16 protein-coding genes and 1 rRNA gene are annotated in these 15,108 nt (G+C 71.7%); 1 reads left to right on the top strand and 16 read right to left on the bottom strand.

What is annotated here, in order from left to right; translation table 11 throughout:
• Window positions 1-16: 16 nt before the first annotated feature.
• From cmk to ACFWCH_RS16500, 15 genes are all read right to left on the bottom strand, one after another.
• Window positions 17-715, bottom strand: a complete 699-nt coding sequence (gene cmk / locus ACFWCH_RS16430; protein ID WP_136031217.1) for a (d)CMP kinase — start codon at window positions 713-715, stop codon at window positions 17-19.
• Window positions 708-1,844, bottom strand: a complete 1,137-nt coding sequence (locus ACFWCH_RS16435) for a prephenate dehydrogenase (protein ID WP_206253235.1) — start codon at window positions 1,842-1,844, stop codon at window positions 708-710. The genes cmk and ACFWCH_RS16435 overlap by 8 nt, the downstream gene beginning before the upstream one ends.
• A complete protein-coding gene (locus tag ACFWCH_RS16440; RefSeq protein WP_378803823.1) occupies window positions 1,841-2,638 on the bottom strand; it encodes a pseudouridine synthase in 798 nt (265 codons plus the stop codon). The genes ACFWCH_RS16435 and ACFWCH_RS16440 overlap by 4 nt, the downstream gene beginning before the upstream one ends.
• Window positions 2,635-3,309 (bottom strand): SMC-Scp complex subunit ScpB, encoded by a 675-nt coding sequence (gene scpB, locus ACFWCH_RS16445; protein ID WP_378803824.1) that lies wholly within the window; start codon window positions 3,307-3,309, stop codon window positions 2,635-2,637. Before scpB ends, ACFWCH_RS16440 begins: the two co-directional genes overlap by 4 nt.
• Window positions 3,299-4,147 (bottom strand): ScpA family protein, encoded by an 849-nt coding sequence (locus ACFWCH_RS16450; protein ID WP_136031211.1) that lies wholly within the window; start codon window positions 4,145-4,147, stop codon window positions 3,299-3,301. The genes scpB and ACFWCH_RS16450 overlap by 11 nt, the downstream gene beginning before the upstream one ends.
• Window positions 4,131-4,964, bottom strand: a complete 834-nt coding sequence (locus tag ACFWCH_RS16455) for a ParA family protein (RefSeq protein WP_136031369.1) — start codon at window positions 4,962-4,964, stop codon at window positions 4,131-4,133. Before ACFWCH_RS16455 ends, ACFWCH_RS16450 begins: the two co-directional genes overlap by 17 nt.
• 153 nt (window positions 4,965-5,117) lie before the next feature.
• Window positions 5,118-6,020, bottom strand: a complete 903-nt coding sequence (xerD, locus tag ACFWCH_RS16460; RefSeq protein WP_378803825.1) for a site-specific tyrosine recombinase XerD — start codon at window positions 6,018-6,020, stop codon at window positions 5,118-5,120.
• A gap of 1 nt (window position 6,021) precedes the next feature.
• Entirely contained in the window at window positions 6,022-6,618 is a 597-nt protein-coding gene (locus ACFWCH_RS16465) for an NUDIX domain-containing protein (RefSeq protein ID WP_378803826.1), read from the bottom strand.
• Window positions 6,611-8,305: a CTP synthase gene (locus tag ACFWCH_RS16470; protein WP_206253548.1), complete on the bottom strand. Its 1,695-nt coding sequence runs from the start codon at window positions 8,303-8,305 to the stop codon at window positions 6,611-6,613. Before ACFWCH_RS16470 ends, ACFWCH_RS16465 begins: the two co-directional genes overlap by 8 nt.
• 26 nt (window positions 8,306-8,331) lie before the next feature.
• Entirely contained in the window at window positions 8,332-10,014 is a 1,683-nt protein-coding gene (gene recN, locus ACFWCH_RS16475; RefSeq protein WP_378803827.1) for a DNA repair protein RecN, read from the bottom strand.
• Complete coding sequence (locus ACFWCH_RS16480) at window positions 10,011-10,931, bottom strand: NAD kinase (protein WP_136031201.1); 921 nt, start codon at window positions 10,929-10,931, stop codon at window positions 10,011-10,013. The genes recN and ACFWCH_RS16480 overlap by 4 nt, the downstream gene beginning before the upstream one ends.
• Window positions 10,928-11,725: a TlyA family RNA methyltransferase gene (locus ACFWCH_RS16485; RefSeq protein WP_136031199.1), complete on the bottom strand. Its 798-nt coding sequence runs from the start codon at window positions 11,723-11,725 to the stop codon at window positions 10,928-10,930. The genes ACFWCH_RS16480 and ACFWCH_RS16485 overlap by 4 nt, the downstream gene beginning before the upstream one ends.
• Entirely contained in the window at window positions 11,722-11,898 is a 177-nt protein-coding gene (locus ACFWCH_RS16490) for a hypothetical protein (protein WP_168387201.1), read from the bottom strand. Before ACFWCH_RS16490 ends, ACFWCH_RS16485 begins: the two co-directional genes overlap by 4 nt.
• 51 nt (window positions 11,899-11,949) lie before the next feature.
• Window positions 11,950-12,990: an HAD-IIA family hydrolase gene (locus tag ACFWCH_RS16495; protein ID WP_136044929.1), complete on the bottom strand. Its 1,041-nt coding sequence runs from the start codon at window positions 12,988-12,990 to the stop codon at window positions 11,950-11,952.
• A complete protein-coding gene (locus ACFWCH_RS16500; RefSeq protein WP_378803828.1) occupies window positions 12,990-14,006 on the bottom strand; it encodes a tetratricopeptide repeat protein in 1,017 nt (338 codons plus the stop codon). Before ACFWCH_RS16500 ends, ACFWCH_RS16495 begins: the two co-directional genes overlap by 1 nt.
• 69 nt (window positions 14,007-14,075) lie before the next feature.
• On the opposite strand from ACFWCH_RS16500, the gene ACFWCH_RS16505 reads away from it, so the two are divergent.
• Window positions 14,076-15,017, top strand: a complete 942-nt coding sequence (locus ACFWCH_RS16505) for a hypothetical protein (protein WP_378803829.1) — start codon at window positions 14,076-14,078, stop codon at window positions 15,015-15,017.
• Window positions 15,018-15,026: 9 nt separating this feature from the next.
• Here ACFWCH_RS16505 and rrf read toward each other — a convergent pair.
• Window positions 15,027-15,108: ribosomal RNA gene (rrf, locus tag ACFWCH_RS16510) — 5S ribosomal RNA — on the bottom strand; the annotation flags it as partial.

Consider the following 15,108-nt stretch of genomic DNA (forward strand, 5'->3'; position numbering starts at 1 on the left):
GCCTTCGTATTCGTCGTCAGCCACGGTGTGCTCCTCGGAGTCGTTCGATCACCGTGAGGACGGCGTCGATGGTCTGGGGGTAGTCGAGTTCGGTCGAGTCGACGACCTCGACGCCCTCGGCGGCGTTGAGGAAGTCGACGACGGCGCTGTCGGAGGCGTCGCGTCGGTGCAGGGCCGCGGCGACGGCGGCGGCGTTCTCCCCCGCGAGCTCGCCGGCACGGCGTGCGGCGCGCACCTCAGGGGCGGCGGTCAGGAGGATGCGCACGGGGGCATCCGGCGCGACCACCGTCGTGATGTCGCGGCCCTCGACCACGACGGCCGGGTAGGGCGCGTCGGCGACCAGCGCGCGGAACAGCTCGTTCACCTGCGCGCGCACCTCGGGCACGCGGGCGACGCCGCTCACCGCGCCGGAGACCCGCGGTTCGCGGATGGCGTCGGTCACGTCGGTGTCGCCCACCCGGACCGTGCGGTCGTCGGGGTCGAGGCCGAGACGGACCGGGAAGTCGGCCGCGGCGGCGCGCACGGCGGCCGCGTCATCGGTGTCGGCGCCCTGCTCCAGCACATGCCAGGCGAGCGCCCGGTACGCCGAGCCGGTGTCGAGGTAGCCGTAGCCGAGCTGGCGCGCGACCGCCTTGGAGACGCTGGACTTGCCGGAACCGGCCGGCCCGTCGATGGCGATGAACTTCGTGGCGGAGACGGTGGAGGTGTCAGTCATTCGTGTTCCCTGCAATGCGCCAGCCGCGTTCCTGGAGCCCGGTGATCGCGCCGTGCAGCGCCGCGGGGTCGACACTGATCTCGGCCAGACCGAACTGTGCGCCGGGCGAGTGCTCCAGACGCAGGTCCTCGACGTTGACGCCGAGTTCGCCGAGCTCGCCGAACAGGCGGCCGAGCTGTCCGGCGGTGTCGTCGACCATCACCACGAGCGTCTCGAAGCGCCGGTTCTGGCCGTGCTTGCCCGGCAGGCGCTCCACGCCGTCGTTGCCCTGCCGGATGGTCTCCGCGATCACACGGCGTGCGCCGGGGGCCGCCGGCGCCCGCAGCGCCTCGGCGACATCGCCCAGGTCGGCCGCCAGCGCGTCGAGGATCTCCACGACGGGCCCCGCGTTCGCGCCGAGGATCTGCACCCACAGCTCGGGCGCGGAGGCGGCGATGCGCGTCGTGTCGCGCACGCCCTGACCCGCCAGGCGCAGCGCGCCCTCCTCGGCTCCCGCGAGCCGCGCGGCCAGCAGACTCGCGACGACCTGCGGCACGTGCGAGGTGAGGGCGACCGATCGGTCGTGCTCCTCCGGCGTCATCTCCAGCGGCATCGCGCCCACGTCGAGCGCGAGCGCCTCGACCAGCGCGAGATCCGTGGCCTTCGTGTCCTCGTCGCGGCACACCACCCAGGGCCGCCCGATGAAGAGGTCGGCGCGGGCGGAGATGGCGCCGCCGCGCTCACGCCCCGCGAGCGGGTGCGAGCCGATGTAGCGCGCGAGGTCGACGCCGCGGTCGCGCAGCGTCCGGAACGGTTCGAGCTTGACGCTCGCGACATCGGTCACGACCGCGTCCGGGTACCGCTCCAGCTCGGCCTGCACCACGTCGGCTGTGACGTCGGGCGGCACGGCCACCACGATCAGCGCGGGGGCGTCGTCGTCGGCGGCGAGTCGACCGGCGCCGTAGTCCACCGCCAGTCGCAGCTGCGCCGGGGAGGCATCCGTGAGCGCCACGTCGACACCCTTGGCCCGCAGCGCATGACCGACGCTCGCGCCGAGCAGGCCGGCACCGACGATGCGGACGGTACCGGACAGACGCGGCGCGACGGCACCGGTCTTCCGCGCCGTGGGCGCACTCGTCGTGTCGGTCATTCGGTCTCCTGCTCGCCTGGCGCCGCGGCGACACCGGATTCACGGCGCGCGAGGGTCAACAGCGCACCGAGTTCGATTTTACTCAGGTCACGCGTCTTCCCCGCCGGGAGGGTTCCCAGGTGCAGCGGGCCGAACTGCCGGCGCACGAGCTCGGTCACGGGGTGGCCGACCGCGGCCATCATCCGACGCACGATGCGGTTGCGCCCCGAGTGCAGCGTGAGCTCCACCAGGCTCGAGCCGCGCGACGTGTCCAGCAGCCGCGCCTTGTCCGCCGCGATGGGGCCGTCCTCCAGCTCGATGCCCTTCGTGAGCGTGGAGATCGTCTGCGGGGTCACCGTGCCGTCCACCTTGGCGATGTACACCTTGGTCACACCGAACGACGGATGCGCCAGCACGTGCGCGAGCTCGCCGTCGTTCGTGAGCAGCAGCAGCCCGCTGGTCTCGGCGTCGAGGCGCCCCACGTTGTAGAGCCGTTCCTCGTAGTCCTTCGTGAAGCGACGCAGGTCGGGCCGCCCGCTCTCGTCACGCATGCTGCTGACCACTCCGGTGGGCTTGTTCAGCATCACGTAGCGCTTGGTCACGTCGAGCTGCACCGCGGTGCCGTCCACGTCGACCAGGTCGCGCTCGGGGTCGATCCGACGGCCGAGCTCGGTCACGGTCTGCCCGTTCACCCGGATGCGCCCCTCGACGATGTACTGCTCGACGACACGACGCGAGGCGACGCCCGCCGCCGCGAGGACCTTCTGCAGCCGCACGCCCTCGGGCACGGTGGCGTCGTCATGGGCAGCGTTCATCGGAGGGTCCCTTCGTCGAAGCCGTCGGCGCCGTCGTCCAGCAACGGCGAGATCGGCGGCAGCTCGTCCAGAGAGTTGATGCCGAGGTGCTGCAGCAGCGCGTCGGTGGTGCCGTAGTTGATCGCCCCGGTCTCGGAGTCCGCGAAGAGCTCAGTGATGAGGCCGCGGGCGAGGAGCGTGCGCACGACCGAGTCCACGTTCACGGCGCGGATCGACGCGACCTGGCTGCGGGTGACGGGCTGCTTGTAGGCGATCACCGCGAGCGTCTCCAGGGCCGCCTGCGACAGCCGTGCGGGCGCCTGCCCGCCGACGAACTCCGCCACCACGGGGTCGAGGTCTTCGCGCACGTACAGCCGCCACCCGCCACCGACCTCGCGCAGCTCGAAGCCGCGCCGCGGTCCTCGGCCCCGTCCGTCGTAGTCGTCCCCGAGCGCCTCCAGCGTCTGCCGCACGGCCGGCACCGGCGCGCCGACCGCGGCCGCGAGGGCGACCAGGCCGATCGGCTCGTCCACGATGAAGAGGATCGCCTCGACGCGCTCGCTCAGCGGCAGCTCGGAGCCCACGACCGTCGCGGCGTCGTCGCCCCCGGGCTCGACCTCCGGCCCGGTCTCGGTCTCGGTCACGGGCTCGACCTCCGGCGCGGTCTCGGTCTCGGTCACGTCATCGGTCATAGTCGGCCCCCAGGGTCGCGAGTGTCTCGTCCGACCAGGTGTCGGCGGCCCAGCGGAGCGTCAGCTCGCCGAGCGGTTCCAGTTGTTCGAAGGAGAGCGCCGCGTGGCGGTACAGCTCCAGGACGGAGATGAAGCGCGCCACCACGATCCCCGGCTCGGTGACGCCGGCGACCAGCTCGCGGAAGCTGATCGACTCGGTGCCGCGCAGCAGCGTCACGACGATCGCCGCCTGCTCGCGGATGCTCACCAGCGGTGCGTGCAGGTGATCGAGCCCGACGTGCGGCATCTCCTTGGGCGCGAAAGCCAGCAGTGCCAGCGCCGCGAAGTCGTCCGCGCTCAGCGACCACACCAGCTCCGGCGTCTTGCGGCGGTGCTTCTCCTCCAGCGGCACCGCCCGCACGTGACGGCGGTCCTCCCGCTGCAGGCACCGCGCGAACCACGCCGACACCTCCTTGAACGCCCGGTACTGCAGCAGGCGCGCGAACAGCAGGTCGCGCGCCTCCAGCAGCGCCACGGCCTCGGCGTCGACGAGCTCGCCCTGCGGCAGGAGGCCGGCGACCTTCATGTCGAGCAGCGTCGCGGCCACCACGAGGAACTCCGACGCCTGGTCGAGCTCCTCCTCGTCCTCCAGCTCGGCGAGGTAGGCGATGAACTCGTTCGTGACCGCGCTCAGCGACACCTCGGTGATGTCCATCTCGTGCTTCGAGATGAGATTCAGCAGCAGGTCGAACGGTCCGTCGAAGTTCGACAGCGAGACGCGGAAGCCCGTGTCGCCCTCCGCGGGGGCGACGGCCTCGGCGGTCGGATCGGTCTCGGCGTGCTCAGGCGACGGCGCCACGGGCGACCAGCTCCCGCGCCAGCCGCAGATACGCCTGCGCGGCGGCGTGCTCCGGCGCGAACTCGGTGATGGGCACGCCGGAGACCGAGGCGTCGGGGAACTTCACCGTGCGGCCGATCACGGTCTCCAGCACGTCGTCGCCGAAGGCCTCCACCACCCGCTCCAGCACCTCGCGCGAGTGCAGCGTGCGCGGGTCGTACATGGTCGCCAGCAGCCCGTCCATCGTGATCGACGGATTCAGGCGGTCGCGCACCTTGTCGATGGTCTCGATCAGCAGCGCCACCCCGCGCAGGGCGAAGAACTCGCACTCGAGCGGGATGATCACGCCGTGCGCGGCGGTGAGGGCGTTGACCGTGAGCAGGCCGAGCGAGGGCTGGCAGTCGATCAGGATGACGTCGTACTCGCCCGCGACCTGGCGGAGCACCCGCGCGAGGATGGTCTCGCGGGCCACCTCGTTGACCAGGTGCACCTCGGCGGCCGACAGGTCGATGTTCGCGGGCAGCACGTCGAGGCCCTCGACGTTGGAGTGGACGATCGCCTCGTGCGCGTCGCGCTTCGTGTCCAGCAGCAGGTCGTACACGGTGGGGACGTCGTGGGTCTGGATGCCCAGGCCCGCGGACAGCGCACCCTGCGGGTCGAAGTCGACGGCGAGCACCTTGCGGCCGTACTCCGCGAGGGACGCGGCGAGGTTGATCGAGGTGGTCGTCTTGCCGACGCCGCCCTTCTGGTTGCAGAGGGCGATGATGCGCGCGGGACCGTGCGACTTCAGCGGCGCCGGGATCGGGAAGCCGCGGTAGGGGCGGCCGGTGGGTCCCATGGGGGTGTCGTCGGCCTTCTTCGCCTTCGCCCTGGACTTCGCCGCGTTCTCAGCCACCGGTTCTCCTGCTCCTTCGTGCTTGCTCGATTGTAGCGGCCGGGCCGGTCACGGGCCGTCCCGGCGCGCGGCGGCGGACCCAGGCGACCGCGCGAGTCAGCGGGCCCGCGGGTGCGACGTGGCGTACACGTCGCGCAGCGCGTCGACCGACACGTGCGTGTAGATCTGAGTCGTGGCGACCGACGAGTGCCCGAGCAGCTCCTGCACCACGCGCACGTCCGCGCCGCCCTGCAGCAGATGGGTCGCGAACGAGTGCCGCAGGGTGTGCGGCGACACTTCGGCCGTGATCTGCGCCCGCTCCGCCGCCGCCCGGATCACCAGCCACGCGCTCTGCCGGGACAGCGGCGCACCGCGGGCGCCGAGGAACAGGCGCGCCGAGGCTCTGCCCTTCGCGGCGAGCCCGGGACGCACCCGCGTCAGGTACGCGTCGACCGCGTCACGCGCGTACGAGCCCACCGGCACGATGCGCTCCTTCGACCCCTTGCCGCGCAGCCGCAGCACCTCCCCGTGCGCGAGGTCGTCGACGTCGAGCCCGACCGCCTCCGACACGCGGGCGCCCGTGGCGTACAGCAGTTCCAGCAGCGCGCGGTCGCGGATGCCGAGCGGCTCCTCCGGCGACGGCGCCGCGAGCAGGCGCTCGACCTGCTCGATCGTCAGCGCCTTCGGCAGCCTCCGCGGAGCCTTGGGCGGACGCAGCCGGCCGCTCGGGTCGTCGGCCTCGATCCCCTCGCGCGCCAGGAAGCGGTGCCACCCGCGCACGGACGACTGCAACCGGGCGAGGCTCGTCGCCGCGGGCGGGGGCTCGGCGGACGCACGCTCGGCGATGAAGCGGTCGATCACCGCGGGGGTCACCTCGGTCGTGTCGGTGATGCCCTCGGCGGCGAGCCACCCCCGGTAGCCGTCGAGGTCGCGCCGGTACGCCGCGATCGTGTGCGCGCTCAGTCCGCGCTCGATCGTGACGTGACGCAGATACGCGTCGAGGGCGCGATCGAGCAGCATGTCAGCCCCGGTCGCGGAGCCTCTGCGCGGCCGCGAGCACACCGATCGCGAGGATGCCGTTGCGCATGCGACCGTCGAGCACCGCGGCCACCGCGTCGTCGAGGGGCACCCAGACGAGCCGGATGTCGGCCTCCTCGTCCTCCCGGGAGTGTGCGGCGTCGGCGGCCGTGATGCCCGTGGCGAGGAACAGCTGGATCAGCTCGTCGTTCCCGCCCGGCGTGGTCCACGACGACACCAGGGGCTCCCAGTGCGCCGCGACCAGGTCGGCCTCCTCCGCGAGCTCGCGCTGCGCGGCCGCGGCAGGGTCCTCCCCCGGCACGTCGAGCAGACCGGCGGGCAGCTCCCAATCGCGGTGCCGGATCGGGTGCCGGTACTGCTGGATCAGCAGCACCCGGCCCCGGTCGTCCAGCGCGACGATCGCCACCGCGCCGGGATGGGCGACGTACTGGCGCACGATCTCACCGTCGCCGTAGCGCACACGGTCGGAGCGCACGTCCCACACCCGTCCCTCGTACACGAGCTCGGAGTACAGGACCTCGGGGTCTAGCGGCTCGTCGCGCAGCGGACCGCCGTCGGGCAGGGCGCCAATGTCACTCATCGGCGCTGACGTCGAACAGCTCGCTCGCGCGGTGCCGCTCGATCGCCGCACCCACCAGTCCGCGGAACAGCGGGTGCGGGTCGGTCGGGCGCGACCGCAGCTCGGGGTGGGCCTGCGTGGCGATGTAGTACGGGTGCACGTCGCGCGGCAGCTCCACGTACTCGACCAGGTCCAGCTCGGGGTTCAGGCCGGAGAACACCAGCCCGGCCTCGGACAGCCGGTCGCGGTACGCGTTGTTGACCTCGTAGCGGTGGCGGTGCCGCTCCGACGCCTCCGGGGTGCCGTACAGCTCCCGCGCCAGCGAGCCCTCCGCGAGGGCGGCCTGGTAGAGCCCCAGGCGCATGGTGCCGCCCAGGTCGCCGCCGTCGAGGATCTCGACCTGCTCGGCCATGGTCGCGATCACGGGCTCCTTCGTCTCCGGGTCGAACTCGCTCGACGATGCGCCCTCGATGCCGGCCACATCGCGGGCGAACTCGATCACCATGCACTGCAGGCCGAGGCACAGTCCGAGCGTGGGGATGCCCTGCTCGCGCGCGAACTTCAGCGCGCCGAGCTTGCCCTCGATGCCGCGGATGCCGAAGCCGCCCGGCACGCAGATGCCGTCGAGCTCGGCGAGCTGCTCCTGGGCGCCCTCCGGGGTCTCGCACAGGTCGGAGGGGATCCAGCGGATGTGTACCTTGGTCTCCTGCGCGAAACCGCCGGCCTTGAGAGCCTCGGTCACGGAGAGGTACGCGTCGGGAAGGTCGATGTACTTGCCGACGAGGCCGATCGTGACCTCGTGCTTCGGGTTGTGCACCGCGTGCAGCACCTTGTTCCAGCGGGTCCAGTCGACGTCGGCCGCCTTCTGATCCAGACCGAGGCGCCGCACGATGTACGAGTCGAGCTCCTGCTCGTTCAGCGTGGAGGGGATGTCGTAGATGCTCGGGAGGTCGACCGTGTTGATGACGCCCTCGACGTCCACGTCGCACATCAGGGCGATCTTGTTGCGGTTGCTCGCGCTCACGGGACGGTCGCTGCGCAGCACCAGCGCGTCGGGCTGGATGCCCACCTGACGGAGAGCTGCGACGGAGTGCTGCGTCGGCTTGGTCTTCTGCTCACCGGAGGCGCCCATGAACGGCACGAGCGACACGTGCACGAAGAACACGTTGTCGCGGCCGAGCTCATGACGCAGCTGACGCGCGGCCTCCAGGAACGGCTGCGACTCGATGTCGCCCACCGTGCCGCCGACCTCGGTGATGATGACGTCGGGGCGCGGGTCCTCGGTCGCCTGCAGGCGCATGCGGCGCTTGATCTCGTCGGTGATGTGCGGGATGACCTGCACGGTGTCGCCGAGGTATTCACCGCGACGCTCGCGCGCGATGACCTGCGAGTAGATCTGGCCGGTGGTCACGTTGGCCGCCTGCGACAGGTTGATGTCGAGGAAGCGCTCGTAGTGGCCGATGTCGAGATCGGTCTCCGCGCCGTCGTCGGTGACGAACACCTCGCCGTGCTGGAACGGGTTCATGGTGCCCGGATCCACGTTCAGATACGGGTCGAGCTTCTGCATGACCACGCGGAGTCCGCGGGCGGTGAGCAGGTTGCCCAGGCTGGCCGCGGTGAGGCCCTTGCCCAAAGACGAAACGACACCACCAGTCACGAAGATGTGCTTGGTCGTGTCGTTCTTGGGCCCCGCAGAAGAAGAGTTCATCACGGGCTTCTATCCTAACAGTTCCCTCAGACGCCGAGGCTGAGAAGTTCGCGGGCATGGGTGAGCGCGGCGTCGGAATCGGCGAGGCCGGACAGCAGCCGCGCCATCTCGGCCTCCCGCTCCTCCCCCTCCAGACGCCGCACGCTCGAGGCGGTGACGGCCCCGTCGTTGGACTTGACGACCGTGAGGTGGTTGTTCGCGAACGCGGCGACCTGCGCCAGATGCGTCACCGCGATCACCTGCGACTTCTCCGCCAGCCGGGCGAGTCGCCGGCCGACCTCGATGGCCGCGGCCCCGCCGATGCCGGCGTCGACCTCGTCGAACACGAACGTGGGCACCGGGTCGGTCGCCGCGATGACGACCTCGATCGCGAGCATCACGCGCGACAGCTCGCCGCCCGAGGCACCCCTGGCCACCGACCGCGGTTCGGCGCCGGGGTGCGGGGCCAGCAGGATCGCCACGTCGTCGCGCCCGTGCGTGCTCTCGGCGCCGGGGGTGACCGAGACCTCCAGGCGGGCATCGGGCATCGCGAGCGCGTGGAGCTCCGCGGTGACGGCGTCGCCCAGGCGGACGGCGGCCTCCGTGCGGACGGCGGTCAGGGCGTCCGCCGCGGCGTCGAGCGCGGTACGCGCCTCCTCCCGCTCGGCGGTGAGACGCTGCAGTCGCTCGCCGTCGTCGCCGAGCTCCGCGAGGCGCGTCGAGCCCGTCTGCCACAGTCGGATGGCGTCGTCGAGGGACCCGTGCGCACGGATCAGCACGCCCAGCGCCGCCCGCCGCTCCTCGACCGCGGCGAGTTCGTGCGGGCCCGACTCGTCGAGGTCGGCGAGGAAGCCGGACAGCTGCCCGGCGGCGTCGGCGATACGGTAGCCGATGTCGGCGAGCGTCTCGGCGACCTCCGCGAGCGTCGCATCCGAGACCCGTTCGAGCGCCCGCCGCGCCTCCGCGACCAGTGCCGACGCATCCGGCTCGCCCTCCTCGTTCGAGAGCGCCCCGTGCGCGAGCGAGGCGGCCAGTCGCAGCTCCTCGGCGTTCGCGAGCCGTTCGGCGCGGGCCGCGAGTTCGGCGTCTTCGCCCGCCTCTGGTGCGGTCGCCTCGATCAGCGCGAGGTCTTCTCGCAGTCGCGCGGCCTCCTCCGCCCGGCGGTCGCGGTTGCCCGTGATCTCGGCGATCTCCGCGTCGAGGCCGCGCCAGCGCTCGAAGGCCGTGCCGTAGTGCTCCAGCGCCCGGGCGATCGCGTCACCGCCGAAGCGGTCGAGGGCGTCGCGCTGCGCAGCGGCGGACCGCAGCCGCAACTGCTCGGACTGGCCGTGCACGACCACCAGCTCGTCGGCGAGGGCGGACAGCACGCCGGCCGGAGCGGCGCGACCCCCCACGCTCGCCCTGCTTCGGCCCTCGGCGTTGAGGGTGCGCGACACGTACAGTTCGGCGCTGCCGCCACCGACCGGTTCGAGTTCGCCCCCGGCGTCGGCGACGATGTCTGCCACGTCCCCGGTCTCGGGCACGACCCAGACTCCCGCCACCGAGGCCTGGCCGGCTCCGGCGCGCACGGCACCCGAGTCGGCGCGCTGTCCGAGCAGCAGCCCGAGCCCCGTGACGACCATCGTCTTGCCCGCACCGGTCTCGCCGGTGATGGCGGTGAACCCCGGTCCGAGCGGGAGCACGGCGTCGGCGATCACACCGAGGTCCCGCAGGCGCATCTCCTCGATCACGGCTGGTTCCTCCGGTCCTGTCCGCGCCACCCTTCGACCGGCAGCTGGAACTTGCGCACCAGCCGGTTCGTGAACGCGGTCGGGTGCAGGCGCGCGAGGCGCACCGGCCGCGAGGACCGTCGCACCACCACACGCGCTCCGGGCGGGAGCTCGTGCGAGCGTCGGCCGTCGCACCAGAGGATGCCGGAGCCGTCCGTGCGCTCGAGCATCTCGATCGCGACCGCCGCGTCGGGGCTCACCACGAGCGGCTTCGCGAACAGCGCGTGGGCGGAGAGCGGCACCACGGCGATGGCCTCCACGGTCGGCCAGATCACGGGCCCGCCGGCGGAGAAGTTGTAGGCGGTGGATCCCGTCGGGGTGGACACGACCATGCCGTCGCAGCCGAAGCTCGACAGCGGGCGGCCGTCGATCTCCAGCACGACCTCGATCATGCGCTCCCTGCTGGCCTTCTCGACCGTCGCCTCGTTCAGGGCCCAGGTCTCGTAGACGACGTCGCCGGCGGCGTCCTTCACCCGCACCGAGAGCGCCAGGCGCTCCTCCACGTCGTAGTCGCGGGCGATGACACGGCGCACCGCGTCGTCCATGTCGTCGGGGTCGATCTCGGCGAGGAAGCCGACGTGGCCCATGTTGATGCCGAGCACGGGGGCACCGCTGTCGCGCACGAGCTCCGCGGCGCGCAGGATCGTGCCGTCACCGCCGAGGACGATGGCCAGCTCGAGCGCGGTCGGGTCGGCGGAGACGCCCAGGACGTCGACGTCGGCGAAGAACGGGTCGACGGCGGAGAGCGCATCGTGGTCGTCGGGCGCGAGGACCGGGCGGGCACCCGCTCCCCGCAGGGCATCGGTCACGCGACGGGCCGCTTCCACCGTCTCGACGCGGCCGGCGTGCGCGACCACCAGGATCCAGCGCTCGTTCATCGTCCCCCTGCCAGCCGGTTGATGGTGTCCATCCATTCTGTCGGATTGCTGCCGCGTCCCGGCGCGAGGTGCACGAGGTACTCCGCGTTTCCGTGCGTGCCGAGGATCGGGGAGGGAAGGATGCCGAGCATCCCAAACCCCGCGTCCCACGCGCTCCAGACGACGCGGGCCACGGCGTCGGCGCGGGTGGCCGGATCGGTGACCAGTCCCCCGCGCACCGCGGTGCGCCCGACCTCGAACTGCGGCTTCACGAGCAGCAGCACGTCGGCGCCCGGCGCGGCAACGGCGGCGATCGCCGGGAGGACGAGTTCGAGCGAGATGAACGACAGGTCGCCGACGATCAGGTCGGGCGCCGCGGGCTCGCCCGTCGCGTCCGCGAGGCTCTGCGGTGTCATGTACCGCACGTTGAAGCCCTCGACCGACACGACCCCGTCGTCCGCGGCGATGACGGGAGCCAGCTGTCCGTGTCCGACGTCGACCGCGAGCACCCGCCGCGCACCGCGCTCGCGCAGCACCTGGGTGAATCCGCCGGTCGAGGCGCCCATGTCGAGCGCGAGCCGGTCGGCGACCGCGACGCCGAAGCCATCAAGGGCGGCGACGAGCTTGTGCGCGGCGCGCCCGACGTAGTGGTCGGCGCCGGCCACGGTGAGCTCACTGTCGTCCTGGACCGGCGTGGACGCCTTGACGACGGGGCGACCGTCGACGCTCACGAGGCCCTCCGCGATGAGGGTGGCGGCATGGCTGCGCGACCGGGCGAGTCCCCGCGAGGCGAGGGCGGCGTCGAGTCGCGTCATCGTGTTCCCGGGGTCTCCCGCTGGTCGAGCCGTGATCCGCTCTCCAGCCGCCGCGAGAGCTCGTCGTGGAGCGCGGAGTAAGCGTCGGCACGAGCCGGAAGCGGCTGCCCTTCGATCAGGCGCAGGCGGCTCCACAGGCCGTCCGTCGGCGCACCGGTCGTCTCATCGCTCACGGGTTCCACTGTACGCGGCTCCTCGGACAGCCGACGGAGCCACGCGTGTGGTCAGGGGCGGTGGAACGGGTCGTCGTACAGCCGCTCGGGCACGCGCAGCACGAACACCGGAGTGCCCGAGGCCCAGATCGCGGCAGCTCCGGCCCGCAGCAGGTCGAGCTGGTTCCCGGACTCCGCGACGATCTCCACGTCCGCGCCGTGCACCCGCACCGCCGCGCCGCCGACGTCGTACACGCCGTCCGTCACCGTCGGGACCGGGTACGGCTCGTGCAGCCCGCGGAGGTCGCCGAGGATGTAGGTCGGGCGCGACCCCTCGGGCGCCGCGAGCACGTGCTTGGGGCGGTCGATCCCGGTCAGCACGAGGGCGGAGTCGATGCCGGCTCGGCTCGCTCCCATGATGTCGGTGTCGAGGCGGTCGCCGATGAACAGCGCCGTGGACGCGCCGAAGCGGTCCAGGGCCTCCTGGAAGATGGGGGTCTCCGGCTTCCCCGCCACCGTGGCCAGCCGCCCGACAGCGGTGTGCACCGCGGACACGAGGGTGCCGTTGCCGGGGGCGACGCCGCGTTCGCGCGGGATCGTCCAGTCGGTGTTGGTGGCGATCCAGGGGATGCCGCCCTCCTCCTCGGGGACCTTGAGCGCGAAGGCCGCTTCGGCGAGGTCGGTCCACGCGACCTCGGGGGCGAAGCCCTGCACGACCGCTTGTGGGTCGGCGTCAGCGCTGCGGGTCACCGTGTACCCGGCCTTCTGCACCTCATCGACGAGACCGTCGCCTCCGACGACGAGGATCGTCGCGGGAGGAGGAACGATCCCCGAGAGCAGTCGCATGGCCGCCTGCGGGCTCGTGACCACGTCGTCTGGCGCGACCGTGAGGCCCAGGCTCGTGAGGTGCGCCGCGACGGATGCGTCGGTCCGCGCCGCGTTGTTGGTGATGTACCCCAGACGCGCCGTGGCGGCTGCGGCGTTGAGGCTCTCCACGGCGTGCGGCAGGGCCCCGGGCCCGGCATACACGACTCCGTCGAGGTCGGCGAGGATCGTGTCGACGCCGTCCAGCGGAGTGCGGGGCGTCTGACGCCTGCGCGTGAAGAGCGCCATCACGCCTCCGGCTTCGAGGAACCGGGCTCGTCGTCTTCGTCGACCTCGTCGACGTCTTCGCCGAGGAGCTCGCGAACCTCATCCTCGATCGTGGGCTCGGCCTCGATCGTGGGCTCGGCCTCGCCGTCCTCACCGAAGAGGTCGGTCCCGGCACCATCGCTGTCGCCGTCGCGTCCAGAGGCAGCATCGTCGTCGCTGTCCAGGTCTCGGCCCGCCTCGACGACGAGGCCCGCGTCGCGATCCACGACACCATCACGATCCACGTCACCGTCAGCATCCACGCCACCGTCAGCATCCACGCCACCGTCAGCATCCACGCCACCGTCCACGGCGTCACCGTCGAGGCGGGCGGCATCGTCGCGGGTGCCGTCACCGTCGCGGGTGCCGTCACCGCCGCCAACGGCGTCACCGTCAGGCGTAGCAGTGCCGTCACCGTGATCGTCGAGCAACTCGTCGTCGATGAGGCCGTCTTCGACGTAGATCTCCTCGTCGCCGGCTTCGTCGACGCCGAGCGCCTCCGCCGCGACGTCGGCGCGGTGGGCCCAGAATTCTGCCTCGTCGGTGCGTCCGAGGTCTTCCAGGACCGCTGCCCGCGCGGAGAACAGTGCTGGGCTCCACTCGAACGCACGATCGGGATCGAGCTCGGGAATCTCGAGCTCACCGAGAGCCAGCTCCAGGTCGCCCTGGTCGAGCCTCGCGCCCGACATCGCGATCGCAAGAGCCACGCGCACCGCGGTGTCGAGGGTGGAGCGGTCCACGGCACGACCGGTCTCGAGTGCTCGGTCAGGACGGCCGATTCCGCGCTCGCTGTCGACCATGAGCGCGATCTGGTCGTCCTTCCCGGAGATCCTGCGATAGGTGCGCAGCTCGCGAAGAGCCAGGGCGAAGTCACCTGTCGCATAGGCCGTGATGCCGAGCGTCTCGCGGACGATCGCAATGCGACCGGCCCGGCGCGACGCCGCCAGCGCATGCTCGTGTGCCAGCGCGGGGTCTTCGTCGATCAGACGCGAGGCCATCGCCAGGTGTCGGGCGACGTGCTCCGCGTTCTCCTTGCTGAGCGTCTTCAGTTCGTTGCGCGCGGAGGAGTGCAGATCGCCGGCCGTGACCTCGTCCGGAACGGTCGGCTCGTCGAACCGGGCACGCTCGTTCGACGCGTTGGCCGGACGCTCACGCCCGGCACCGCCGCGCTGCGGGAACGACCGCGACCGGTCACTCCCCCGCTCACGCTCCGTCCGCCCTTCGCGACGCTGACCGCCATCACGGCTGAAGCCACCCTCCCGACGAGGAGCCGCGTCACGGCTGTGCCCGCCCTCGCGACGCTGGCCACCGTCACGGCTGTAGCCGCCCTCGCGACGCTGACCACCATCACGGCTGTACCCGCCCTCACGACGCTGCCCACCATCACGGCTGAAGCCCCCTTCGCGACGCTGACCACCGTCACGGTTGAACCCGCCCTCACGACGCGGTCCACCGTCACGGTTGAAGCCACCCTCGCGACGCTGGCCACCATCACGGCTGTTCCCGCCCTCGCGACGCTGACCACCATCACGGCTGTACCCGCCCTCACGACGCTGACCACCATCACGGCTGTACCCGCCCTCACGACGCGGACCACCATCACGGCTGTACCCGCCCTCACGACGCGGACCACCATCACGGCTGTACCCGCCCTCACGACGCTGACCGCCGCCATCACGGCTGTAGCCACCCTCACGACGCGGACCACCATCACGGCTGTAGCCACCCTCACGACGCTGACCGCCGCCATCACGGCTGTACCCGCCCTCACGACGCTGATCACCATCACGGTCAGGGCGAACCTCACCTCGCGAACCGCGGGCATCAGAGCCAGATCGTGGGCGCGAGGCACCATCGCGATACACAGGGCGCCCACCGGAACGGTTGCCGCGCGGTCCTCCATCGTCACTGCGACGCGGACGGCGCTCTTCCTCTTCCGGCATGGTGCTCCCTATTCTCGTTGTTCGTCAAACGCAAAATGGCCACCCAACGATGGGTGGCCATTTTGACTAAAAGGAGTCCGGCGGTGTCCTACTCTCCCACAGGGTCCCCCCTGCAGTACCATCGGCGCTGTGAGGCTTAGCTTCCGGGTTCGGAATG

The sequence above is a fragment of the Microbacterium sp. NPDC060132 genome (assembly GCF_042729675.1).
Classification (GTDB): domain Bacteria; phylum Actinomycetota; class Actinomycetes; order Actinomycetales; family Microbacteriaceae; genus Microbacterium; species Microbacterium sufflavum.